Genomic DNA, 23,910 nt, shown 5'->3' with positions numbered 1-23,910 from the left:
AGCATATGGACAAACAGAAATACCAGAACCGCCACAATCAGCAGCGTCGGAATAAGCCCCAGCAGGCGTTTACAAACATAATTCAGCATGAGGTTTATTTTAAATCCGCATCGTCAAAGCTAAAGCCCGTGTCCGGCATGATGTAGAACCCGGTCAACGCTTTGTTATGGGCTGACACCAGTTTCTCCACCACCAGCGGCACCCACGGTGACTCTTTCCAGATAATATCCTGCGCGTCTTTGTAGAGGCGCGCCTTCTCTTCCGGTCTGGTGGTTTTCAGGGCATCGGCCAGGTCTTTGTCCACCTGCGGGTTGCTGTAAAACGCGGTGTTGAACAGGGTTGGCGGCCAGTTTTGCGAGGCAAACAGCGGCGACAGCGCCCAGTCAGCTTCACCGGTCGAGGCTGACCAGCCGGTGTAGAACATCCGCACGCCGCTCTCTTTTTGCCCTTTCCCCTCCACTTCTGCCGCACGCTGTCCGGCATCCATCGCGGTCACCTGTACCTTGATACCCACCTGCGCCAGCTGCTGCTGGGTAAACTGCAGCACCTTCTGGGCGGTACTGTGATTATGCGAAGACCACAGCGTGGTGCTGAAGCCGTTCGGGAAGCCCGCCTCTTTCAGCAGCTCGCGCGCTTTAGCCGGATCGTACGGCCACGGCTGATAGCTTTGCGCATACGCAATAGCCGGCGGCAGCACGCCGGTGGCCGGGGTGGCATAGCCCGCAAAAGCGACCTTCACCAGCGCCTGACGGTTAATGGCGTAGTTGATGGCCTCACGCACCTTCGGGTTATCGAACGGCTTTTGCGTGACGTTCATGCTGATGTAGCGCTGCATGATCGACGGGCTGGCGACCAGCTCCAGCTTACTGTTTTTCTGCAAAATAGCGGCCTGCTCATACGGGATCGGGAAGGCAAACTGCGCCTCGCCGGTTTGCAGCATCGCCGCGCGGGTGTTGTTGTCCACCACCGGGCGCCAGGTGATGGTGTCCAGCTTCGGCAGCCCTTTCTGCCAGTAGCCCGCGAATTTCTTCACCTTCACAAAATCGGTCTGATTCCAGGTGACCAGCTCGTACGGACCGGTACCTACCGGGTGGAAGCCAATCTCCTTGCCGTATTTTTTCAGCGCGGCAGGGGAAATCATCGCCGTCGCCGGATGCGCCAGAATATTGATAAACGCGGAGAACGGCTCTTTCAGGGTGATTTTGACCGTCGCCGGGTCGACCACCTCGGTGCTGGCGATATTTTTATACAGGTTATAGCGCTTGAGGCTATTTTCCGGATTGCTGGCGCGGTCCAGGTTAACCTTCACCGCCTCCGCATTGAAGTCTGTCCCGTCCTGGAACTTCACGCCGGTCCTGAGCTTGATGGTATACACCAGCCCGTCCTCGGATACGGTGTACCCCTCCGCCAGCACGTTTTTGAGCTTCATCTCTTTATCGAGGCCAAACAGGCCCTGATAGAACGATTTCGCCACCGCCTGAGAGAGCGTGTCGTTAGCGTCATACGGATCGAGCGTGGTGAAATTCGAGCCGACGGCGACCACCACGTCTTTGGCAGCGAACGCGGGAGCAGCGGCCAGGGCCGCCGTCACGCTCGCGGCTAACAACCATCTACGCGCTACAAATGTAACCATTGTGTTCTCCTGCCTGTTGTAAGTTATAACCGCGAAAAAGCGTTGTCCTGACGCGGGGGAGCGACGAAATGACCCGGCCCGACCTCGCGCAGCATCACGCGCTCCACGGCCTCGCCGCGTTTATGTATATTGCCCGGCATTTCATCCTGGAGCAGCACGCGCTGGCCGTGACGATGCGCGGGATCGGCTACCGGGACCGCCGCGATAAGCTTGCGGGTGTACGGATGCTGCGGGTTCTCAAACACCGCCCTTCGCGGACCAATCTCCACGATCTGCCCCATAAACATCACTGCCACGCGATGGCTGATGCGCTCGACCACGGCCATATCGTGCGAGATAAACAGGAAGGCAATGCCCATATCCCGCTGTAAATCCAGCAGTAAGTTGATGATTTGCGCCCGGATAGAGACATCCAGCGCCGAGACGGACTCATCGGCAATCACCACTTTCGGGTTCAGCGCCAGCGCGCGGGCGATGCAGATACGCTGCCGCTGTCCGCCGGAAAACTCGTGCGGATAACGCCAGGCGTGCTCCGGCTTCAGGCCGACGCGCTCCAGCAGCCAGGCCACGCGGCGCTGGGCCGCTTCGCCGTCGAGCAGGTTATGCACCCGCAGCGGCTCCATGATCGAATACCCCACCGTTTGGCGCGGATCGAGAGAGGCATACGGGTCCTGGAAAATAAACTGAATATCCCGCCGCACCGCCTGCAGCTTGCTGTCCGGAAGGGTATCAATGCGCTCGCCGTTAAAGGTAATGCTGCCTTCCTGTGATTCCACCAGACGGAGCAACGCGCGCCCGGTGGTGGATTTACCGCAGCCGGACTCTCCCACCAGCGCCAGCGTTTCGCCCGGCCAGAGATCGAAGCTGACGTTTTCCACCGCGTGCACTTCGCGCTTAACGCGGTTCAGTATGCCGCTGCGCAGCGGAAAACGGGTGACCAGATCGCGCACTTCCAGAATGGGCTTACCCGGCACCACGGTGTCCTGCTCGGGCTCATCCTCCTGCTGCTCAGACGCCTCAAGAGAAATCAGGGGGAAGCGGCGCGGCAAATCGCTGCCGTTCATCGCCCCCAGGCGCGGAACCGCCGCCAGCAGCGCTTTGGTGTAAGGATGCACGGGCGCGTGAAAAATCTGCTCGACCGGGCCGGTTTCCACCGCGCTGCCCTTGTGCATCACCAGCACCCGATCGGCGATATCGGCGACTACGCCCATATCGTGGGTGATGAAAATCACCCCCATCTCCATCTCCTGCTGCAGCACTTTGATGAGCTGCAGGATCTGCGCCTGAATCGTCACGTCCAGCGCCGTCGTCGGTTCATCGGCAATCAGCACCGCCGGACGGCAGGAGAGCGCCATTGCAATCATCACCCGCTGGCGCATGCCGCCGGAAAGCTGATGAGGGTAGCGACCCAGAATGGCCTGCGCCTCCGGAATGCGCACCAGCTCCAGCATCCGTCGGGCCTCTTTGAGCGCTTCATCGCCGCTCAGCCCCTGATGCAGGCGGATGGACTCGGCGATTTGTTCCCCGACCGGGAAAACCGGGTTCAGGGAGGTCATCGGCTCCTGGAAGATCATCGCAATATCCGCCCCGCGCACGCCCTGCATCTGCGAACCGCTCAGCTCATTTAAATCAATGACCTGACGGTTACGGCGGCGCAGGAGCATTTTCTCGCTGCTGATTTGCCCGCCCGTCTGTTCCAGCAGACGCATCAGCGCCAGCGCGGTGACCGATTTACCGGAGCCGGACTCGCCAACAATCGCCAGCGTCTCGCCGCGCCTGAGCGTGAACGATAAATTCTGTACTGCGGGGATGAACTGCCGCTCTTCCTGAAACGCAATATTGAGCTGATGGACAGCCAGCACTTCGCGGTTGTCCAGTTCTTCACTGTGCGGCACGCGCTGCCCCCTTATTCACGATAGATGCCCGTGCTCGGTTCATCACCGGCATAACCCCAGGCGCGATACATCCCTTCGCTGTTGAACGGCAAAGCCACGTTGCCCTCACGATCCACCGCAATGAGCCCGCCGACGCCGCCAAGCGCGGGGAGTTTTTCCATTACCACGCGCTCGCAGGCTTCGCTGAGGCTTAAACCGCCGTAATCCATCAGCGCGGTAATGTCATAGGCCGCAAGGGCGCGGATAAACACTTCCCCGGTTCCGGTACACGACACCGCCGCCGTCGCGTTATTGGCGTAGCAGCCGGCGCCCGGCAGCGGGCTATCGCCGACGCGCCCGGGCAGCTTGTTGGTCATCCCGCCCGTTGAGGTCGCCGCCGCGAGGTTTCCGGCCTTATCCAGCGCCACCGCGCCGACCGTGCCCATTTTGGTGGTTTCATCGAGCGGCGCTGTATGGTCAAGCTGCGTCATGCCCGCCGAACGGGCTTCCAGCAGCTGCTGGTAGCGCTCCTCCGTGGAAAACAGATCCGCCGATACCGGTTCCATCCCGTGCTCGAAGGCAAACGCCTCTGCCCCGGCCCCCGTCAGCAGCACGTGCGGACTCGCCTCCATCACCAGACGCGCCGCCAGCACCGGATTGCGCAGATGACTCACGCCCGCCACGGCGCCCGCTTTCAGGGTGACGCCGTCCATCACGCAGGCATCCAGCTCGTGCGTTTCATCCCGGGTAAAGACCGAACCGATCCCCGCATTAAATAACGGACACTCTTCCAGCAGGCGCACCGCCTCGGTGACCACGTCCAGCGCGCTTTCGCCCGCTTCGAGCATTTTCTGACCCGTTTCCACAATGGCGTACAGCGCGTCGATATAGCGCTTTTCCTGCTCGGGACTGAGCTGTGCTCGGGTGATTGCCCCGGCGCCACCATGAATTGCGATTACCGCATTAACCATTCGCATCACCCGTTAGCCTGATTTGCGGCTTTTTCTATAAATATCATTATCGTCGATGAAACTTCAGATGATTTTTGAATATAGAAAGACGTAACTGTGATGTAAAGCGTACACCCATCGGGTCATACAGTTAGCCGCACTTTTCTGCCATAATGAGCGCTTTCGTTGTTACTCCGCAGGAGCCCACCATGGATTTTACCGCCGGACTGATGCCGCTTGAGACGGCACTCACGCAGATGCTTGACCGAGTTTCCCCGCTGCATGACGTTGAGACGCTGCCCCTCGTGCGCTGTTTTGGCCGTATTGCCGCGCGCGATATCGTCTCTCCGCTTAACGTGCCGGGGTTTGATAATTCCGCGATGGACGGTTACGCGGTACGCCTGGCGGATCTCCAGACGGGTAACGCTCTGCAGGTGGCGGGTAAAGCCTTTGCGGGCCAGCCGTTTAGCGGTGAATGGCCTGCGGGCACCTGCGTGCGCATCATGACCGGCGCGCCGGTTCCGGCCGGCTGCGACGCCGTTGTGATGCAGGAAGAGACCGAACAGACCGACGGCGGCGTGCGTTTTACCGCGAACGTTAAAGCGGGCCAGAACATCCGCCGCACGGGCGAAGATATCACCCTTGGCGCGACGGTCTTTTCTGCCGGGCAGAAGCTGACGGCAGGTGAGCTGCCGGTGCTGGCGTCGCTCGGCGTGGCTGAAATCGACGTTATCCGTAAAGTGCGCGTGGCCGTTTTCTCCACCGGCGACGAACTTCAGCTTCCGGGCCAGCCGCTGCAGGACGGTCAGATTTACGACACCAACCGCCTGGCGGTACATCTGATGCTGGAGCAGCTGGGCTGCGAGGTGATTAACCTCGGCATTATTCCTGACGATCCGGAAAAACTGCGCGCCGCGTTTATCGAGGCGGATAACGCTGCCGACGTGGTCATCAGCTCCGGCGGCGTCTCCGTGGGCGAAGCGGATTACACCAAAACCATCCTCGAAGAGCTGGGGGAAATCGCCTTCTGGAAGCTGGCCATCAAGCCGGGCAAACCGTTCGCGTTTGGCAAGCTCACTCACGGCTGGTTCTGCGGCCTGCCGGGGAATCCGGTCTCGGCGGCTCTCACCTTCTACCAGCTGGTGATCCCGCTGCTGGCGAAGCTTTCAGGCAACAGCGCCAGCCCGCTGCCGGAACGCCAGCGCGTGCGCGCCGCCACGGGCCTGAAAAAATCGCCGGGTCGTCTCGATTTCCAGCGCGGCATTCTGGCGCGCAACGCGGACGGAGAGCTCGAAGTGAGCACCACCGGACACCAGGGCTCACACATTTTCAGCTCCTTCAGCCAGGGCAACTGCTTTATCGTCCTGGAGCGCGAGCGCGGCAATGTGGAAGCAGGCGAATGGGTTGAGGTTGAAAGTTTTAACCATCTGTTCGGAGGTTGACATGACGGTGGAGCTGAGCGACCCGGAGATGATGCGCTACAACCGCCAGATTGTGCTGCGCGGGTTTGACTTTGAGGGCCAGGAAGCGCTTAAAGCAGCAAGCGTGCTGGTTGTCGGGCTCGGCGGTCTTGGCTGCGCCGCCGCGCAGTATCTTGCGGCGGCGGGCGTTGGCAGAATGACGCTGCTGGATTTTGATACCGTGTCGGTATCTAACCTGCAGCGCCAGACGCTGCACAGCGACGCGACGGTTGGCCAGCCGAAGGTGGACTCTGCCCGCACGGCATTGGTGCGAATCAACCCCAACGTTCAGTTCACCCTGATTGACGCGATGCTGGATGACGAGGCGCTGTCCGCGCAGATTGCGCAGCACGACCTGGTGCTGGACTGCACCGATAACGTCACCGTTCGTAACCAGCTGAACGCGGGCTGCTTTGCCCACAAAATCCCGCTGGTCTCCGGCGCGGCGATCCGCATGGAGGGGCAAATCAGCGTCTTCACGTACGCGGAAGGTGAACCCTGCTACCGCTGCCTGAGCCGTCTGTTCGGCGAGAACGCGCTGACCTGCGTTGAAGCGGGCGTGATGGCGCCGCTGGTCGGCGTGATTGGCTCCCTGCAGGCGATGGAAGCGATCAAGGTGCTGGCGCGCTACGGCACGCCAGCCGCGGGGAAAATTGTGATGTATGACGCGATGACCTGCCAGTTCCGCGAGATGAAGCTGATGCGTAACCCGGGGTGTGAGGTTTGCGGAGGTTAAAGCAAACGGCAACCTTCAGGTTGCCGTTTTAGTGTTTGCTCCCTCTCCCTGTGGGAGAGGGTTGGGGTGAGGGCATCAGGCCACCCCCCGTCAGATCGACGTCCGTCCAAACGCCCCCTGCCAGTCCTGCTCAAACTTCACAATCGCCGCATCCACGGCCGGAGAGGTAATAAACTGCTGCGCCACGTCCAGCGGCAGCGTGATTGACTCGCAGCCTGCCAGCAGGCAGTCCAGCGCCTGACGCGGCGTTTTGAAGCTCGCGGCCAGCACCTTTGACTGCGGGGCGTGCAGCGTCAGCAGCTGCTGCAGTTCAACCACGGTCTGGATCCCGTCCCCGCCCTGCGCGTCCACGCGGTTAACGTAAGGCGCCACATACTCTGCACCCGCCAGCGCGGAGAGCATCCCCTGCGCAGCACCGTAAACCGCCGTACCCAGCGTCGGGATCCCTTCCGCTTTCAGCATCTTGATCGCCGCCAGCCCTTCGGCGGTCACCGGCACTTTTACTACCAGGTCGTTAATGATGGCACGCAGCTTACGCGCGTCCTCCACCATCCCTTCGGCGGTGGTCGCCATCACCTGGGCGAACAGACGGCCTTTACCGCCCAGCGCGTCGTGCAGCGCCGGCAGCAGCTCGTCCAGCGGCGTTTTACCTGCCGCCACAATGCTTGGGTTGGTGGTCACGCCCGCCAGCGGGAAGATACGCGCCAGCTTTTTGACTGCCGCAACGTCAGATGTGTCGAGATAAAGTTCCATGATGTCACCCTCAAAATTAGCCTGCACTTACCCTATCACGACAAAACCTGCTCAGTAGTTGACCTGCATCAAGATAACTTTCATTCGAAAGTAATTTAATCTTCATGTGCAACACGAGAGGCGAAATCATGATCTTCAATATTCAGCGTTACTCTACCCACGACGGCCCCGGTATTCGAACCGTGGTGTTCCTGAAAGGCTGCTCGCTGGGCTGTCGCTGGTGTCAGAACCCGGAAAGCCGCTCCCGCAGCCGGGACGTGCTATTTGATGCGCGCCTGTGCCTGGACGGCTGTGACCTGTGCCAGCAGGCGGCACCGGGCTGCATCGAACGCGCGCTGAATGGCCTGGTTATCCACCGCGAGAAGCTTGATGAAGCCGCGCTCAACGCCCTTACCGACTGCTGCCCGACGCAGGCGCTGACCGTCTGCGGTGAAGAGCAGCAGGTCGAGGAGATCATGGCGACCGTACTGCGCGACAAGCCCTTTTACGACCGCAGCGGCGGCGGGATCACCCTCTCCGGCGGCGAACCGTTTATGAACCCTGAGCTGGCGCACGCCCTGTTTAAAGCCAGCCACGAACAGGGGATCCACACCGCCGTGGAAACCTGCCTTCACGTGCCGTGGCATTACATCGAGCCATCATTACCCTACGTCGATCTGTTCCTCGCCGACCTGAAGCACGTCGACGGTGAGGTGTTCAAACAGTGGACGGACGGTTCGGCTAAGCGAATCCTGGACAACCTGAAGCGCCTTGCCGCCGCCGGGAAAAAAATCACCATTCGCGTGCCGCTGATCCAGGGCTTTAACGCTGACGAAGCGTCCATAACCGCCATTACCAACTTCGCTGCCGACGAGCTCGGCGTCGACGATATTCATTTTCTGCCGTATCACACGCTGGGCATGAACAAATACACCCTGCTCGGCCAACCCTACTCTGCCCCTGACAAACCGCTGGATAACCCTGCCCTGCTGGACTTTGCGCAGCAGTACGCCTGCCAGAAAGGGTTAACCGCGACCTTACGAGGATAAACCTATGACAACCCTGAATCTCAACACCCTCAGCGAGCGCATTAAGGCGCACAAAATGGCCCTGGTGCATATCGTCAAGCCGCCGGTCTGTACCGAGCGCGCCCAGCATTACACCGAAATGTACCAGCAGCACATGGACAAGCCGATCCCGGTACGCCGCGCCCTGGCGCTGGCGCATCACCTGGCGGAACGCACCATCTGGATCAAACACGACGAGCTGATCATCGGTAACCAGGCAAGCGAAGTGCGCGCCGCGCCGATTTTCCCGGAATACACCGTCTCCTGGATTGAGAAAGAGATCGACGATCTGGCGGACCGCCCGGGCGCGGGCTTTGCGGTGAGCGAAGAGAACAAGCGCGTGTTGCATGAGATCTGCCCGTGGTGGCGCGGCCAGACGGTGCAGGACCGATGCTACGGCATGTTCACCGACGAGCAGAAAGGCCTGCTGGAAACCGGCATTATCAAAGCCGAAGGCAACATGACCTCCGGCGACGCGCACCTGGCGGTCAACTTCCCGCTGGTGCTGGAGAAAGGCCTCGACGGCCTGCGCGCTAAGGTGGCCGAGCGCCGCACGCGCATCAACCTGACGGTGCTGGAAGACCTGCACGGCGACCAGTTCCTGAAGGCGATCGATATCGTACTGGAAGCCGTAAGCCTGCATATCAAACGCTTTGCCAATCTGGCGCGTGAAATGGCGTCCACTGAAACCCGCGAAAGCCGCCGCGACGAGCTGTTGGCGATGGCGGAAAACTGCGACGTGATTGCCCACGAGCCGCCAAAAACCTTCTGGCAGGCGCTGCAGCTGTGCTACTTCATCCAGCTGATCCTGCAGATTGAGTCCAACGGCCATTCCGTCTCCTTCGCGCGTATGGACCAGTATCTCTATCCGTACTACCGCCGCGACGTGGAGCTGAACCAGAGCCTGGATCGCGAGCACGCCATCGAGCTGCTCCACAGCTGCTGGCTGAAGCTGCTGGAAGTGAACAAGATCCGCTCCGGCTCGCACTCCAAGGCTTCCGCCGGTAGCCCGCTGTACCAGAACGTCACCATCGGCGGCCAGAAGCTGGTCAACGGTGAGCCGATGGACGCGGTGAACCCGCTCTCCTACGCGATTCTGGAGTCCTGCGGTCGCCTGCGATCCACCCAGCCAAACCTGAGCGTGCGTTACCACGCGGGCATGAGCAACGACTTCCTCGACGCCTGCGTGCAGGTGATCCGCTGCGGCTTCGGGATGCCCGCGTTCAACAACGATGAAATCGTCATTCCGGAATTCATCAAGCTCGGCGTTGAACGAGACGACGCCTACGACTACGCGGCCATCGGCTGTATCGAAACTGCGGTGGGCGGCAAATGGGGCTATCGCTGCACCGGCATGAGCTTTATCAACTTCGCCCGCGTGATGCTGGCCGCGCTGGAAGGCGGGCGCGACGCCACCAGCGGCAAGGTGTTCCTGCCGCAGGAGAAAGCGCTCTCCGCCGGTAACTTCGACAACTTCGACGAAGTGATGGCGGCGTGGGACAGCCAGATCCGCTACTACACCCGCAAATCCATCGAGATTGAGTACGTGGTGGATACCATGCTGGAAGAGAACGTCCACGATATTCTCTGCTCGGCGCTGGTGGACGACTGCATCGAACGCGCGAAAAGCATCAAGCAGGGCGGCGCGAAGTACGACTGGGTCTCCGGCCTGCAGGTGGGTATCGCTAACCTCGGCAACAGCCTGGCTGCGGTGAAGAAGCTGGTGTTCGAGCAGGGCACTATCGGTCAGCAGCAGCTGGCGGCGGCGCTGGCGGATGACTTCGACGGGCTGACCCACGAGCAGCTGCGCCAGCGCCAGATTAACGGCGCGCCGAAGTACGGCAACGACGACGACAGCGTGGACATGCTGCTGACGCGCGCCTATCAGACCTACATCGAAGAGCTGAAGCAGTACCACAACCCGCGCCACGGCCGCGGCCCGATTGGCGGTAACTACTACGCGGGCACCTCTTCCATTTCCGCGAACGTGCCGTTTGGCGCGGCAACGATGGCCACTCCGGACGGACGTAAGGCGCACACCCCGCTGGCGGAAGGAGCAAGCCCGGCCTCCGGTACGGACCACCTCGGCCCGACGGCGGTAATTGGCTCGGTGGGTAAACTGCCGACGGAAGCGATTCTCGGCGGCGTGCTGCTTAACCAGAAGCTGAACCCGTCGACGCTGGAAAACGACAGCGATCGCCAGAAGCTGATGGTGCTGCTGCGCACCTTCTTCGAGGTGCATAAAGGCTGGCATATTCAGTACAACATCGTCTCGCGCGAAACGCTGCTGGAAGCGAAGAAACATCCTGACCAGTATCGCGATCTCGTGGTGCGCGTCGCGGGCTACTCGGCGTTCTTCACCGCCCTGTCGCCGGATGCGCAGGACGATATTATCGCCCGTACTGAGCACACGCTGTAACGGCATGTCCCCTCACCCCGACCCTCTACCACAGGGAGAGGAAGGAAACACTAACAACGGCGACCTCGGTTGCCGTTTTGCTTTTACTTTCGAATGAAATTAAATTTGTGCTCCCCGTCACCTTGTTATTAGAATGTTTCAAAACGCAGTGACCCAGGAGCACAGTATGACCGTTAAAGTTATCGTCACCGATATGGACGGAACTTTCCTTGATGATGCCAAGCAGTACGATCGTGACCGCTTCCAGGCACAGTTTGAACAGCTTAAAGCCCGCGACATTGAATTCGTTGTCGCCAGCGGCAACCAGTATTACCAGCTCATCTCCTTCTTTCCGGAGCTGAAAGAACGGATCTCTTTCGTCGCGGAAAACGGCGCGCTGGTGTTCGATCGCGGCGAACAGATTTTCCACGGCGAGCTGACGCGTCATGAATCGCAGATCGTGATTGGCGAGCTGCTGAAAGATAAAGGGCTGAACTTTGTGGCCTGCGGGCTGGAGAGCGCGTACGTGAGCGATAAAGCCCCGGACGCGTTCGTAGCGCTGATGTCAAAGCACTATCACCGCTTAAAGCGCATCAGCGATTACCGCGAAATTGACGACGTACTGTTTAAATTCTCCCTGAACCTGCCGGACAGCGATATCCCTGATCTGGTGGATAAACTGCACGTCTCCCTGGACGGCATCATGAAGCCGGTCACCAGCGGCTTTGGCTTTGTCGATTTGATTATCCCCGGCCTGCACAAGGCCAACGGCATCAGTCGTCTGCTGAAACGCTGGAAAATCTCCCCGCAGGAGTGCGTGGCCATTGGGGACAGCGGCAACGATGCCGAGATGCTGAAGCTGGTGAAATATTCCTTTGCGATGGGCAACGCGGCAGAGAGCATCAAAGAAATCAGCCGCTACGGCACAGACGACAACAACCATCAGGGCGCGCTGAACGTCATTCAGTCCGTGCTCGACAACCATTCCCCGTTCGACCTCTGATCCTTTCCTCGCCGGAGCGTCGCTCCGGCCTCTCACTCTTTTTCCGACCTGTGGCTTGCGTCAAGTTTTTAAACTTGCATTAACTTATTTTTAACTTAAAGTATCACTTGTAGACATTTTTACTTTCGAATGAAAGATGCGAGGCAGTTATGACCTTTACCAGTGAAACCTTACCAGCGGACCACAAAGCGGCAATCCGTCAGTTAAAACGTGAGCTGCGCGCGCAGATCGGCGACGTGCAGGCGGTGTTTAATAAGCTCAGCGACAAAATTGCCACCCGCGTGGCGGAAATCAACGCGCTTAAGAACAAAGGCGAATCCGTCTGGCCGGTGATTCCGTTTGCGGATGTGAAAAACGGCACGATTACCGACGCACAGCGCGAGGCCGTTAAACGCCGCGGCTGCGCGGTGATTAAAGGTCATTTCCCGCGCAAGCAGGCGCTGGCGTGGGATCAGTCGATGCTCGACTACCTCGATCTGAATAAGTTTGATGAGGTCTACAAAGGCCCTGGCGATAACTTCTTCGGCACCCTGACCGCCTCCCGTCCGGAGATTTACCCGATCTACTGGTCGCAGGCGCAGATGCAGGCGCGCCAGAGCGAAGAGATGGCGCAGGTGCAGTCGTTCCTGAACCGCTTATGGACGTTCGAGAGCAACGGCAAGCAGTGGTTCAACCCGGACGTGAGCGTGATTTATCCGGATCGTATCCGCCGCCGTCCGCCGGGAACCACCTCGAAAGGGCTGGGTGCGCATACCGACTCCGGCGCGCTGGAGCGCTGGCTGCTGCCGGCTTACCAGCAGGTCTTTGCCCGCGTGTTTGACGGCAATGTCGACAAGTACGATCCGTGGAACGCCGCGCACCGTACCGAAGTGGAAGAGTATACCGTCGATAACACCACCAAATGCTCGGTGTTCCGCACCTTCCAGGGCTGGACCGCGCTGTCGGACATGATCCCTGGCCAGGGGCTACTGCACGTGGTGCCGATCCCGGAAGCGATGGCGTACATTCTGCTGCGTCCGCTGCTGGACGACGTGCCGGAAGACGAGCTGTGCGGCGTGGCACCGGGGCGCGTACTGCCGATATCCGAGAAGTGGCACCCGCTGCTCATCGAGGCGCTGACCAGCATTCCGGCGCTGGACGCGGGCGATTCGGTGTGGTGGCACTGCGATGTGATCCACTCCGTCGCGCCGGTGGACAATCAGCAGGGCTGGGGCAACGTGATGTATATCCCCGCCGCACCGATGTGCGAGAAAAACCTCGCCTACGCGAAGAAGGTCAAGGAAGCGCTGGAGACCGGCGCATCGCCGGGGGATTTCCCACGCGAAGATTATGAAAAGAGCTGGCAGGACCGCTTTACCGTGAACGATCTCAACATCCACGGCAAGCGCGCGCTGGGCATGGTCTAACTGTCGTACAGCCCTTCCCGCTCAACGGCGGTGCGTCGTTTCCCCTGACGTATCCGCCGTACCGATTCCCTCACGGTCAGCGTGCCGTTAAGCAGTAACGTCCCCACCGGCGCGTCCGGGCGCATCAGCCGCTGCTGGAGCATGTGTACCGCTTCCGTCCCCAGCTCATCGCGCGGAACATGCACGGCCGTCAGCGGCACATCCTGGATTGCGGCCAGGTTAAATCCGTCAATGCTCATCACCGACACGTCCTGCGGCACGCGCAGGCCGTGGTTTTGTAAGGCGCTAATGGTGCCCGCCGCCATAAAGTCGCCGCCGACCAGGAACGCGGTAGGTAAATCCTTCCCCTGCACTTCACTGAGCCAACTGCTGACCATCTGTTCCGTTTCGCGCGCGCTGAAGCTGGGCACCACCAGCAGATCGCGTTTATCGTTGAATTTCAGATTGTGAGATTGCCACGCGTCGCGGATCCCCGCCAGGCGCAGCTCCATGGTGTAGCGGCGCAGGCACAGCACGTTCATCACCTCACGGTGTCCCATTTCGAACAGATATTCCGCCGCCCGCTCGCCGATGGCGCGATGGTCCGGCGCGACGGCAGGCAGACGCATGTGCCGGTCGCGGCAGTTAATCAGCATGCAGGGTTTACCGACGTCCACCGCCAGATCGTGGATATGGGGATCGTCAATGCCAAGAAGGATTGCCGCCTGGGTGTCCGCTTCGTTCATGCGTGCCAGAAACAGCTGGGCGTCGCTGTCGTTCTCCTCCAGCGCGCAGTAGCGAAGGCGCACATCGTGGGACGCCAGGCCTTTACTCACGCTCTGGATCACGCGGTAGTAAAAGATGTCGGACCGCTCGTCAAACGCCCGCTGCGGGGCAAAAACCACCAGGCTGTTAAGCAGCAGACGCCCTGCCGCCATGCCGTCCATCACCCCCAGCTCCCGCGCGCACGCCAGCACCTTCGCGCGCGCTTTTTCACTGGTATTCGCTTTTCCCGCCAGCACCCGCGATACGGTGCTGATCGAGAGCTGCGTCCGGGCCGCGATTTCGGTGATTTTTAGCCTTTTGTCCATTTTGTGATCTGGCTCCATTTGCGAAATGAAAAAATTTTCATAGCGTATTGGTCAGGTAATAGCTGACATAAAAGCCATCATGCCAGAGGGTTTACGTCAGTTATGAGAAATTTTGCACAAAATCCACTTTTGCCCACTCATTTTCTTCCTTAAGGTGAACTTGTCACACAACTTCCATACTAGTTGTATACCAACTTAAGTAGTTTAAACGGAAAGAAATCAAAGGCATAAAAATCCGTGTGACACCTGAACCTCCGTTCCCTTACCGTCCGTCTTGTGGAGAGTAAAATGAGTCAGGACATCAATAACACCGTAGCGACAAGCAAAACCCGTCGCGTCATCAAGAACCTGCGCTGGTACGTGCTGGTGCTGTTCTTACTTGGCGTCACCGTTAACTACATCACCCGAAACTCACTCGGGATCCTCGCCCCGGAACTGAAAGAGAGCCTCGGGATCACCACCGAGCAATACTCCTGGATCGTCGGCGCGTTCCAGATCGCCTATACCATTTTCCAGCCCCTGTGCGGCTGGCTGATTGACGTCATCGGCCTGAAGATTGGCTTTATGGTCTGCGCCGGGATCTGGGCGCTGATGTGTATCTTCCATGCGGGCGCCGGAAGCTGGCTGCACCTCGCTATTCTGCGCTTCTTTATGGGTGCCTCTGAGGCCGCCGCTACCCCGGCGAACGCCAAAACCATCGGCGAATGGTTCCCGAAATCAGAGCGACCCGTTGCCGCCGGCTGGGCTGGCGTGGGCTTCTCCATCGGCGCGATGCTGGCTCCGCCTATCATTTACTTTGCTCACGCGTCATTCGGCTGGCAGGGCGCGTTTATGTTTACCGGCGTGCTGGCGCTGCTGTGGGTGATCCTGTGGTGGGCGTTCTACCACAACCCGGAGCAGCACCCGAACCTGAGCAAGGACGAACTGGCGTTTATCAAGCAGGATAACGAGCCGCCTGCGGTGAAACTGCCCTTCCTGACCGCGCTGAAAACCGTCTCGAAAAACAAACGCTTCTACGGGATCGCCATCCCGGCCTTTATGGCGGAACCGGCCTGGGCGGTGCTGAGCTTCTGGGTGCCGCTGTACCTCGCCAAAGAGCACGGCATGGACCTGAAGCAGATTGCGATGTTTGCCTGGCTGCCGTTCCTCGCCGCCGACCTCGGCAGCGTGGCGAGTGGCTACCTGACGCGTCTGTACACCCGTCTGTTCGGCTGCTCGCGCGTTAACTCGGTCGTTGCCAGCTCCGTGACGGGCGCGTTCCTGATGATCTCGCTGGGCATCGTGGCCATTACCCGCGACCCGTATATCACCATCGTGCTGATTTCCATCGGCGGCTTCGGGCACCAGATCATCTCCTGCATGCTGAGCGCCCTGGTCGTTGAGTCGTTCGACAAAGGCCAGATGGCGACCGTCAACGGCATGCGCGGCTCTGCGGCGTGGATCGCCAGCTTCCTGTTCTCACTGTTAATCGGTGTGACCGCCGACAAAATCGGCTTTAACCCGCTCTTTATTGCCATGGGCTTCTTTGACCTGATTGGCGCTGTCTTCCTGGTAGCATTTATTGCTGAACGTCGCGCCAAGCGCGCCTGATAGTGGATGTATTGCATATGAAAACCCTGAAAAACTGGACCCTTGATACGCAGTCGGCAAACCATCTGGAACTGCTGGTCGATAACCAGCACCGCCTGTGCCTGTACGTGCTGGAAGAGAACCTGTTCCGCGTGCTGATCAAACGCAAAGGCGAGCTGGCGCTGGACCGCACCTGGAGCATCGCGCCGGAAAAAGACGTGCCGTGGGAAGGCCGCCGTCGTGAGGATATAAGCGGTTTCTCCTGCCCGGCCTGGACCCTGACGCAGCAGGATGAGACGCTCACCGTGGCAACCGAACAGCTGCGCGTAACGGTCCACCAGCCCCTGTGGCTGGAGTGGCACTACCGCAATGAAGCGGGCGAGTGGCAGCCGCTGGTCAACGACCGTCCAACCAGCGCCTACCTGCTGAACGCCCATGGCGACGGCGTGGCGCACTACCTCAGCCGCCGCAAGGACGAGCGTTTCTACGGCCTGGGCGAAAAAGCGGGCGATCTGCAGCGCAACGGCAAGCGCTATGAGATGCGCAACCTCGACGCAATGGGGTACAACGCGGCCAGCACCGACCCGCTCTACAAGCATATTCCATTCACTATCGCCCGCCGCGACGACGTCAGCTACGGCCTGTTCTACGACAACCTGAGCAGCTGCTGGCTGGATCTGGGCAACGAGATCGACAACTACCACACCGCCTACCGTCGCTGGCAGGCGGAAGCGGGCGATATCGATTACTACATTTTTACCGGCAAACGCGTGCTGGACGTCACCAAAGCCTTCGTGCGCCTGACCGGGAAAACGCTGTTCGGACCGAAGTGGAGCCTGGGCTACAGCGGCTCGACCATGCACTACACCGACGCGCCGGACGCCCAGAACCAGCTGATGAACTTCATCCGCCTGTGCGAAGAGCACGCCATCCCGTGCGACTCGTTCCAGCTCTCCTCCGGCTATACCTCTATCAACGGCAAGCGCTACGTCTTTAACTGGAACTATGACAAGGTGCCGCAGCCGAAGGTGATGAGCCAAGCCTTCCACGACGCGGGGCTGAAGCTGGCGGCAAACATCAAGCCGTGCCTGCTGCAGGACCATCCGCGCTATAACGAAGTGGCGGAGAGCGGCCTGTTCATTCGCGATTCAGAAACCGATGCACCGGAACGTTCCAGCTTCTGGGATGACGAAGGCTCGCACCTCGACTTTACCAACCCGCAGACGGTGCAGTGGTGGCAGAACGGCGTGACCACGCAGCTGCTGGAGATGGGCATCGACTCTACCTGGAACGACAACAACGAATATGAAGTGTGGGACGGGGAAGCGCGCTGCTTTGGCTTCGGCAAGGAGATCGCCATCAAGCACATTCGCCCGGTGATGCCGCTGCTGATGATGCGCGCCTCGCTGGAAGCGCAGCAGCGTTTCGCGCCGGAAAAACGTCCGTATCTCATCTCCCGCTCCGGCTGCGCCGGGATGCAGCGCTACGTCCAGACCTGGAGCGGCGACAACCGCACCAGCTGGGACACCCTGCGCTATAACATCCGCATGGGTCTGGGCATGAGCCTGTCCGGTCTGTTCAACGTCGGTCACGACGTCGGCGGTTTCTCCGGCGACAAACCGGACGCCGAGCTGTTCGTGCGCTGGGTGCAGAACGGCGTGATGCACCCGCGCTTTACCATTCACTCGTGGAACGATGACCACACCGTGAACGAGCCGTGGATGTACCCGGGCGTCACGCCAGCCATTCGCGGTGCGGTTGAGCTGCGCTACCGCCTGCTGCCGTACCTCTACACCCTGCTCTGGCAGGCGCATGCCGACGACGAGCCGATGCTGCGCCCGACCTTCCTCGACCACGAGCATGATGCGCAGACGTTTGAGGAGTGCGATGACTTCCTGCTGGGCCACGACCTGCTGGTGGCCAGCGTCGTCGAAGCCGGGCTGCGCGAGCGACGCGTCTGGCTGCCGGATAACGACACCGGCTGGTATGATTTTTACACCCACGCGTGGTATGCAGGCGGCCAGTCGATCGTCCTCGACGCGCCGCTGGAAAAACTGCCGCTGCTGGTGCGCGCCGGTGCCGGTCTTCCGCTGAGCGAACGCATCACGCATGTGAGTGCCGAAAAAGATACGACCCGTGAACTGAAGCTGTTCCCGGTGAAGGGAGTCGGCACGACCACCGGAATGCTGTTTGAAGACGACGGCGAAAGCTGGGGCTACCAGAACGGCAATGCGCTGTGGGTGGAGTGGGAAATGGTGTGCGACGGCGCAACCATCAACCTGAAGGTTAACGCGCGCGGGGATTATCGTCCGGCGTGGAAATCGCTTAAGGTGTCGCTGCCTGCAGGGGAAAAACGTACGCTGCTGGTGAACGGGGTCGAAGGGGGCGAGTGGGTGGTCTAGTGCGGCCCGATGCCCTCACCCTAACCCTCTCCCAGGGGGAGAGGGAATAAAGGCACGACCCCTTTCCCTAAGTATTTCGCGCTGCAGGAAGGCGGCAAGCCTGTGAATCCCCGGGAGCTTACATAAGTAAGTGACCGGGGTGAACAGGTGAAGCCAACGCATCTGCAGCGTGAAAGACGACGGGAAATTAGCCGTCGATACCTTTACTGCGCAGGTAATCTTCGTAGTTACCGGTGAAGTCCACTACGCGCTCTGGCGTAATTTCGATCACGCGGGTCGCCAGCGAGCTGACGAACTCACGGTCGTGAGAGACGAAGATCAGGGTACCCTGATACATCTCCAGCGCCATGTTCAGCGATTCAATGGATTCCATATCCAGGTGGTTAGTCGGTTCGTCCATCACCAGGATATTTGGTTTTTCCATCATCAGCTTGCCGAACAGCATGCGTCCCTTCTCACCACCAGAGAGCACTTTAGCCGGCTTTTTGATGTCGTCCTGGCTGAACAGCAGACGACCCAGAATGCTGCGCACCGCCTGCTCGTCGTCGCCTTCCTGCTTCCACTGGCTCATCCAGTCAAAGACGGTCAGGTCATTTTCGAACTCGTACTCATGGTCCTGCGCGTAGTAACCAATTTGCGCGTTTTCGGACCACTTCACGGTGCCGTTGTCCGGCTGCAGTTCGCCGACCAGGGTTTTCAGCATGGTAGATTTACCCACGCCGTTGGCACCCAGAATGGCAATCTTCTCGCCCACTTCCAGCAGCAGGTTGAAGTTTTTAAACAGCGGGCCTTCATCGAAGCCTTTGGTAAGGGCTTCCACTTCCAGCGCGTTACGGAACAGCTTCTTGTCCTGCTCGAAGCGGATGAACGGGTTCTGACGGCTGGAGGCTTTAACCTCTTCCAGCTTGATTTTATCAATCTGACGCGCGCGCGAGGTCGCCTGACGCGACTTAGAGGCGTTGGCGCTAAAGCGGCTGACGAAGGACTGCAGGTCAGCAATCTGCGCTTTCTTCTTGGCGTTATCCGCCAGCAGACGCTCGCGCGCCTGGGTAGCCGCCGTCATGTACTCGTCGTAGTTGCCCGGGTAAACGCGCAGCTCGCCGTAGTCCAGATCCGCCATGTGCGTACAGACCATGTTCAGGAAGTGACGGTCGTGCGAGATGATGATCATGGTGCTGTCGCGATCGTTCAGCGTCTGCTCCAGCCAGCGGATGGTGTCGATGTCCAGGTTGTTCGTCGGTTCGTCGAGCAGCAGGATGTCCGGGTTAGAGAACAGCGCCTGTGCCAGCAGCACGCGCAGCTTCCAGCCTGGCGCCACTTCGCTCATCGGGCCGTAATGTTGTTCAACCGGAATGCCTACGCCCAGCAGCAGCTCGCCCGCGCGCGCTTCTGCAGAGTAACCGTCCATCTCACCGTACTGCGTTTCCAGATCGGCCACTTTATAGCCGTCTTCTTCGCTCATTTCGGCCAGCGCGTAGATGCGATCGCGCTCCTGCTTCACTTCCCACAGTTCCCCATGCCCCATGATCACGGTGTCGAGCACGGTGAACTCTTCGAAAGCGAACTGATCCTGACGCAGCTTACCGATACGCTCGTTAGGGTCGAGCGATACGTTGCCGAGCGTCGGCTCCAGGTCACCGCCGAGGATCTTCATAAAGGTGGATTTTCCGCTACCGTTGGCACCAATCAGGCCGTAACGGTTGCCGCCGCCAAATTTGACGGAAATGTTTTCGAACAGCGGCTTACTGCCAAACTGCATAGTGACGTTGCTGGTAACTAACACGGGGAGATTCCTGCGAAAAGTGTGATAAACACGGCATTATGCCACAATTCCGAATTGAGATCCCGTGTTGCGGCAATCCACTAAACTTTAACAAAATCGAAAAAAATGTGATTTCGTACACATCTGAATTCCCTGTTAGCGGGAATGCACATATAATGCGCTCCCATCACAGATTCAGACTTATCAACTCATCGCCAGAATGGCTTAGATACCTCGCACAACATGAACATGAAATTAACAACGCTTTTAGCGGCGGCGTTAGCCGTAGTAGGTTTTTGTAAGACCGCGTCTGCGGTGACGTATCCCCTGCCAACAGACGGTAGCCGTCTGGTAGGCCAGAACCAGGTTGTGACGGTACCAGAAGGTAACTCTCAGCCGCTGGAGTATTTCGCTGCGCAGTACCAGCTGGGCCTGTCTAACATGCTGGAAGCGAACCCGGGCGTTGACCCGTATCTGCCGAAAGCGGGTACCGTGCTGAATATTCCTCAGCAGCTGATCCTGCCGGATACCGTTCATGAAGGTATCGTGATTAACAGCGCCGAAATGCGTCTGTATTACTACCCGAAAGGCACCAACACCGTTATCGTGCTGCCAATCGGTATCGGCCAGCTGGGTAAAGACACCCCAATGAACTGGACCACCAAAGTTGAGCGTAAGAAAGCGGGCCCAACCTGGACGCCGACTGCCAAAATGCACGCGGAATACATCGCTGCGGGCGAACCGCTGCCAGCCGTTGTACCGGCAGGCCCGGATAACCCAATGGGTCTGTACGCGCTGTACATTGGCCGCCTGTACGCTATCCACGGTACCAACGCCAACTTCGGTATTGGCCTGCGCGTAAGCCACGGCTGCGTGCGCCTGCGTAACGACGACATCAAATTCCTGTTTGAAAACGTGCCGGTCGGTACGCGCGTGCAGTTCATCAACGAACCGGTGAAAGCGACCTCTGAGCCAGACGGCAGCCGCTACATCGAAGTGCACAACCCGCTGTCCACCAGCGAAGACCAGATCAACAACAACGAAGTCGTTCCTGTTACGCTGAACAGCGCGGTACAGGCGGTAACGTCTCAGCCAGACGTTGAAACAGCGATTGTTGACCAGGCCGTGCAGAACCGCTCCGGTATGCCGGTGCGTCTGAACTGACAGAGAAGCATTAAAAAAGCGGGCCTCGTTGCCCGCTTTTTTTTATCCGTTATTCACGATCACGATCCCGCCGTGGTCGTACCGATAGTGGCAGTGGGCATACTCCAGCGGCGTGCCGTCCTCCAGATAAATCACCTGCTCCACTTCCAGCACCGGATCGGTCTGCTCGCAGACCAGATGCTCCCTGTCCAGCGCGCTGGGCTTAAGCGCCCGCACCACCCGATACGACCCCATAATTTTCAGCGCCAGGGTCTCCTGAACGTACTGAAACACCGACCCTTCAAGATGGTTTTTCGTCAGGCCCGGCACCAGATTCATCGGCATCACCGTGGAATCCAGCGACATCGGTTCGCCGTTCAGCAGGCGGAGTCGAATGAAGTCATAGATCGGCGCATCGGCGTTAATCATCAGCGACGCCTGCTCTTTTTCGTTCGGGAAGCGCAGCTCGAAATGCACCACCCGGCTGGTCACCGTGCCCAGATGTTCCCAGGTTTTGGTCGCACCAAAGTAGTCGCTGCCGGAGAGATCCCACTGCGAGAGCTGAAGGAAGTTTTTACGGATGAACGTGCCCTGCCCCTGGCGGGTATAGACCAGACCTTCGACGATCAGCTGGCGCATCGCCTGCTGAATGGTCATCCGGCTGGTGCTGAACTCCGCCGCCAGCGCAAACTGGTCCGGCAGGGGTTCATTGGCGGCGTACTGCTGGCTGATAATGCGTTTCTTAATTTCCCGCGCTATGGTGATGTACTTCGCCGCCATCGTCCTTCCTTTCAGTTAGTTTTCTATCCCGCTGTTTTTCAACGCCACTCTCTCGGCAATCTTGAGGAAAGGCAGGTAGAAGAATACACCAAATACGATGATTGCCAACTGCACCACCACCGCCCGCCAGTCCCCCGCCGTGGCAAGCCAGGCGCTGAGAATGGGCGGCGTGGTCCACGGGATCATCACCACGCAGCGCGACATTAACCCCAGCGTGGTACAGAGCCAGGCGAAGTAAATGCCGATGGCGGGCAGCAGCACGAACGGGATCATCAGCGGCAGGTTAAACACGATCGGCAGGCCAAAAATCACCGGCTCGTTGATGTTAAACAGGCCCGGCGCCAGCGACAGACGCGCCACCTGCTTCGCCGATTTTTGTCTGGAGAAGATAAAGATGGCAATCAGCAGCGAGATCGTGCTGCCCGTGCCGCCCACCATGCCAAACGTCGGCACGAAGATGTTGTTGATGATATGCGGGATGGGCTGGCCGTTGGCGAAGGCCAGCATGTTCTCGTTGGTGTTGATCAGCAGGAACGGCTCCAGCACCACGCTATTAACGACAGATTGATGAATACCGAGCGTAAACAGGAAGTTACCGAAGCTGTAGATGAAAATCGTCCCCGGCAGGCTGGTGTTGATCAGCCGCAGCGGCTGCTGGATAAAGGTAGTAATAAGATGGATCAGGTCCGTGTGCAGCACGTTTGCCAGTATCGCCGCCAGCACCGCGAACAGGGAGAGCGTGAGGATAGTCGGGATCAGCGCGGTAAAGGATTTGCTCACCGCCGGAGGCACGTTTTCCCCGAGGGAAATGTGCAGCGCCTTCAGGCGCGAAATGGCGATAAACAGTTCCGTTGAGAGCAGCCCGATCAGCACCCCGGCGAAAATCCCGGTTGAGCCAATATTGGCGAACGTCAGCACCTGGGTGACGTTCACCGCGGCGTCGCTGCCGACGGGCGTAATCTGCAGGCGCATCGGCATCATGATGATGAAGCTGCTGACGGCGATAACCACTGCCGAGACCGGATTGTCGAAATCTTTGTTGCGCGCCAGCGACCAGGCAATCATCGGGGCCAGCAGCAGCGCGGCGATGTTCAGCGTGCCGTTGATAATCGCCTCGCCCCACACCTTAAACTGCGCGAGCGTGTCGCCGTGAAAAATCCACGGAAATACCACGTTGTTTACCAGCACCGCCAGACCGGCGAGGATGAAAATGGGCATCACCGTGGCGAAAGCGTCGCGCAGGGAGCGAAGGTGCACCTGGTTTGCCAGGCGCGCCGAGAACTCAACAAACTTATCGACAAAAGACTGCATGTGCGGTGTTATTTTTGTTTCAGACATAGCGGATAGTTCCCATCAATCAGTCACAAAAACGGCCCGGCAGCGTACGGCTTACATCTCGCGTCCGTTGGTATGGATAACCTGTTTTAACCACGCGTAGCTCTTCTTCGGCACGCGCTTCAGGTCTTTCAGGTCGTGGTTTTCCCGGTTGACATAGACCACGCCGTAACGCTTACGCATGTCGCCCTGGGAGCTGAGAATGTCGATTAACCCCCAGCCGAGGTAGCCGATCACCTCTGCCCCGTCCTCGAACATCGCCTCCTTCATGGCATTGATATGCGCCCGGTGGTAGTCGATGCGGTAGGTGTCCTCGATCGGATTGATGCCGTCCCAGGACTCAATCACCCCGATGCCGTTTTCGATCGGGAAGACCGGCATCCGCCAGTCGTTGGCGTAGCGGGTGATGATGGTGCGAAAGCCCAGCGGATCGATCTGCCAGTTCCACTCGGTGGCCTTCAGGTACGGGTTGTTTTTCTCGCCGTGCAGCAGGTAATAGTTTACCGGCGTGCCTTCCGGGATCGCATCGCTGTCCAGCGTTTTGCTGGCGTAGTAGCTGAAGGCCATATAGTCGTTTCTGGTGCGCGCCA

19 protein-coding genes are annotated in these 23,910 nt (G+C 59.2%); 9 read left to right on the top strand and 10 right to left on the bottom strand.

The features are described from left to right. From DEO48_RS27235 to iaaA, 4 genes are all read right to left on the bottom strand, one after another. Nucleotides 1-89: hypothetical protein (locus DEO48_RS27235; RefSeq protein ID WP_258306123.1), on the bottom strand; the 89-nt coding region annotated here is incomplete at its 3' end. Between the two features lie 5 nt (nt 90-94). Beyond that, the gene (gsiB, locus tag DEO48_RS18650; protein WP_109845964.1) at nt 95-1,633 is read right to left on the bottom strand and encodes a glutathione ABC transporter substrate-binding protein GsiB; all 1,539 of its coding nucleotides are present in this window, start codon (nt 1,631-1,633) and stop codon (nt 95-97) included. A gap of 23 nt (nt 1,634-1,656) precedes the next feature. Next, nucleotides 1,657-3,528 (bottom strand): glutathione ABC transporter ATP-binding protein GsiA, encoded by a 1,872-nt coding sequence (gene gsiA / locus DEO48_RS18645; RefSeq protein WP_109845963.1) that lies wholly within the window; start codon nt 3,526-3,528, stop codon nt 1,657-1,659. Nucleotides 3,529-3,539: 11 nt separating this feature from the next. After that, entirely contained in the window at nt 3,540-4,478 is a 939-nt protein-coding gene (iaaA, locus tag DEO48_RS18640) for a beta-aspartyl-peptidase (RefSeq protein ID WP_109845962.1), read from the bottom strand. A gap of 188 nt (nt 4,479-4,666) precedes the next feature. Here iaaA and moeA point away from each other — a divergent pair, with 188 nt between their 5' ends. Further along, on the top strand, nt 4,667-5,899 hold the full coding sequence (gene moeA / locus DEO48_RS18635; protein WP_109845961.1) for a molybdopterin molybdotransferase MoeA: 1,233 nt from the start codon (nt 4,667-4,669) through the stop codon (nt 5,897-5,899). Nucleotide 5,900: 1 nt separating this feature from the next. Beyond that, complete coding sequence (moeB, locus tag DEO48_RS18630) at nt 5,901-6,653, top strand: molybdopterin-synthase adenylyltransferase MoeB (protein WP_109845960.1); 753 nt, start codon at nt 5,901-5,903, stop codon at nt 6,651-6,653. 90 nt (nt 6,654-6,743) lie between these two features. Here the strand turns inward: moeB and fsa are convergent, their stop codons facing one another. After that, the gene (gene fsa, locus DEO48_RS18625; protein WP_023326972.1) at nt 6,744-7,406 is read right to left on the bottom strand and encodes a fructose-6-phosphate aldolase; all 663 of its coding nucleotides are present in this window, start codon (nt 7,404-7,406) and stop codon (nt 6,744-6,746) included. A gap of 128 nt (nt 7,407-7,534) precedes the next feature. Between fsa and DEO48_RS18620 the strand changes: the two genes are divergently transcribed. The 4 genes from DEO48_RS18620 (at nt 7,535) to DEO48_RS18605 (ending at nt 13,259) form a co-directional block, all read left to right on the top strand. Continuing rightward, nucleotides 7,535-8,434, top strand: coding sequence for a glycyl-radical enzyme activating protein (locus DEO48_RS18620; RefSeq protein WP_063439178.1), 900 nt, complete (start codon nt 7,535-7,537; stop codon nt 8,432-8,434). A gap of 4 nt (nt 8,435-8,438) precedes the next feature. After that, the gene (locus tag DEO48_RS18615) at nt 8,439-10,871 is read left to right on the top strand and encodes a formate C-acetyltransferase/glycerol dehydratase family glycyl radical enzyme (RefSeq protein WP_109845959.1); all 2,433 of its coding nucleotides are present in this window, start codon (nt 8,439-8,441) and stop codon (nt 10,869-10,871) included. A gap of 166 nt (nt 10,872-11,037) precedes the next feature. Next, entirely contained in the window at nt 11,038-11,853 is an 816-nt protein-coding gene (locus DEO48_RS18610; RefSeq protein ID WP_109845958.1) for a Cof-type HAD-IIB family hydrolase, read from the top strand. Between the two features lie 149 nt (nt 11,854-12,002). Then, nucleotides 12,003-13,259: a DUF1479 domain-containing protein gene (locus DEO48_RS18605; RefSeq protein WP_109845957.1), complete on the top strand. Its 1,257-nt coding sequence runs from the start codon at nt 12,003-12,005 to the stop codon at nt 13,257-13,259. On the opposite strand, the gene DEO48_RS18600 is transcribed toward DEO48_RS18605, so the two are convergent. Beyond that, on the bottom strand, nt 13,256-14,329 hold the full coding sequence (locus DEO48_RS18600; RefSeq protein WP_109845956.1) for a LacI family DNA-binding transcriptional regulator: 1,074 nt from the start codon (nt 14,327-14,329) through the stop codon (nt 13,256-13,258). The genes DEO48_RS18605 and DEO48_RS18600 overlap by 4 nt on opposite strands. Nucleotides 14,330-14,617: 288 nt before the next feature. Between DEO48_RS18600 and DEO48_RS18595 the strand changes: the two genes are divergently transcribed. Further along, complete coding sequence (locus DEO48_RS18595; protein WP_014883122.1) at nt 14,618-15,919, top strand: MFS transporter; 1,302 nt, start codon at nt 14,618-14,620, stop codon at nt 15,917-15,919. Nucleotides 15,920-15,936: 17 nt separating this feature from the next. Further along, nucleotides 15,937-18,300 carry a glycoside hydrolase family 31 protein gene (locus tag DEO48_RS18590; protein WP_146198304.1) on the top strand — a complete coding sequence of 788 codons (2,364 nt, stop codon included), beginning with the start codon at nt 15,937-15,939 and terminating at the stop codon, nt 18,298-18,300. Between the two features lie 187 nt (nt 18,301-18,487). Here the strand turns inward: DEO48_RS18590 and DEO48_RS18585 are convergent, their stop codons facing one another. Continuing rightward, nucleotides 18,488-20,083 (bottom strand): ABC-F family ATPase, encoded by a 1,596-nt coding sequence (locus DEO48_RS18585; RefSeq protein ID WP_023310897.1) that lies wholly within the window; start codon nt 20,081-20,083, stop codon nt 18,488-18,490. 222 nt (nt 20,084-20,305) lie between these two features. On the opposite strand from DEO48_RS18585, the gene ldtB reads away from it, so the two are divergent. Continuing rightward, on the top strand, nt 20,306-21,226 hold the full coding sequence (ldtB, locus tag DEO48_RS18580; protein ID WP_045403737.1) for a L,D-transpeptidase: 921 nt from the start codon (nt 20,306-20,308) through the stop codon (nt 21,224-21,226). 42 nt (nt 21,227-21,268) lie between these two features. Here ldtB and DEO48_RS18575 read toward each other — a convergent pair whose 3' ends face one another. From DEO48_RS18575 to DEO48_RS18565, 3 genes are all read right to left on the bottom strand, one after another. Then, the gene (locus tag DEO48_RS18575; RefSeq protein ID WP_109845954.1) at nt 21,269-21,985 is read right to left on the bottom strand and encodes a GntR family transcriptional regulator; all 717 of its coding nucleotides are present in this window, start codon (nt 21,983-21,985) and stop codon (nt 21,269-21,271) included. Between the two features lie 15 nt (nt 21,986-22,000). Beyond that, nucleotides 22,001-23,323, bottom strand: a complete 1,323-nt coding sequence (locus tag DEO48_RS18570) for a PTS sugar transporter subunit IIC (protein ID WP_109845953.1) — start codon at nt 23,321-23,323, stop codon at nt 22,001-22,003. 51 nt (nt 23,324-23,374) lie between these two features. Then, the coding region (locus DEO48_RS18565) for a family 1 glycosylhydrolase (RefSeq protein ID WP_146198303.1) at nt 23,375-23,910 on the bottom strand (536 nt) is incomplete at its 5' end.

Source organism: Enterobacter sp. CGMCC 5087 (genome assembly GCF_003144775.1).
Taxonomy (GTDB): domain Bacteria; phylum Pseudomonadota; class Gammaproteobacteria; order Enterobacterales; family Enterobacteriaceae; genus Enterobacter; species Enterobacter cloacae_M.
The sequence above is the reverse complement of the archived record's forward strand: the minus strand, read 5'-3'. Positions and strand labels throughout refer to the sequence as shown.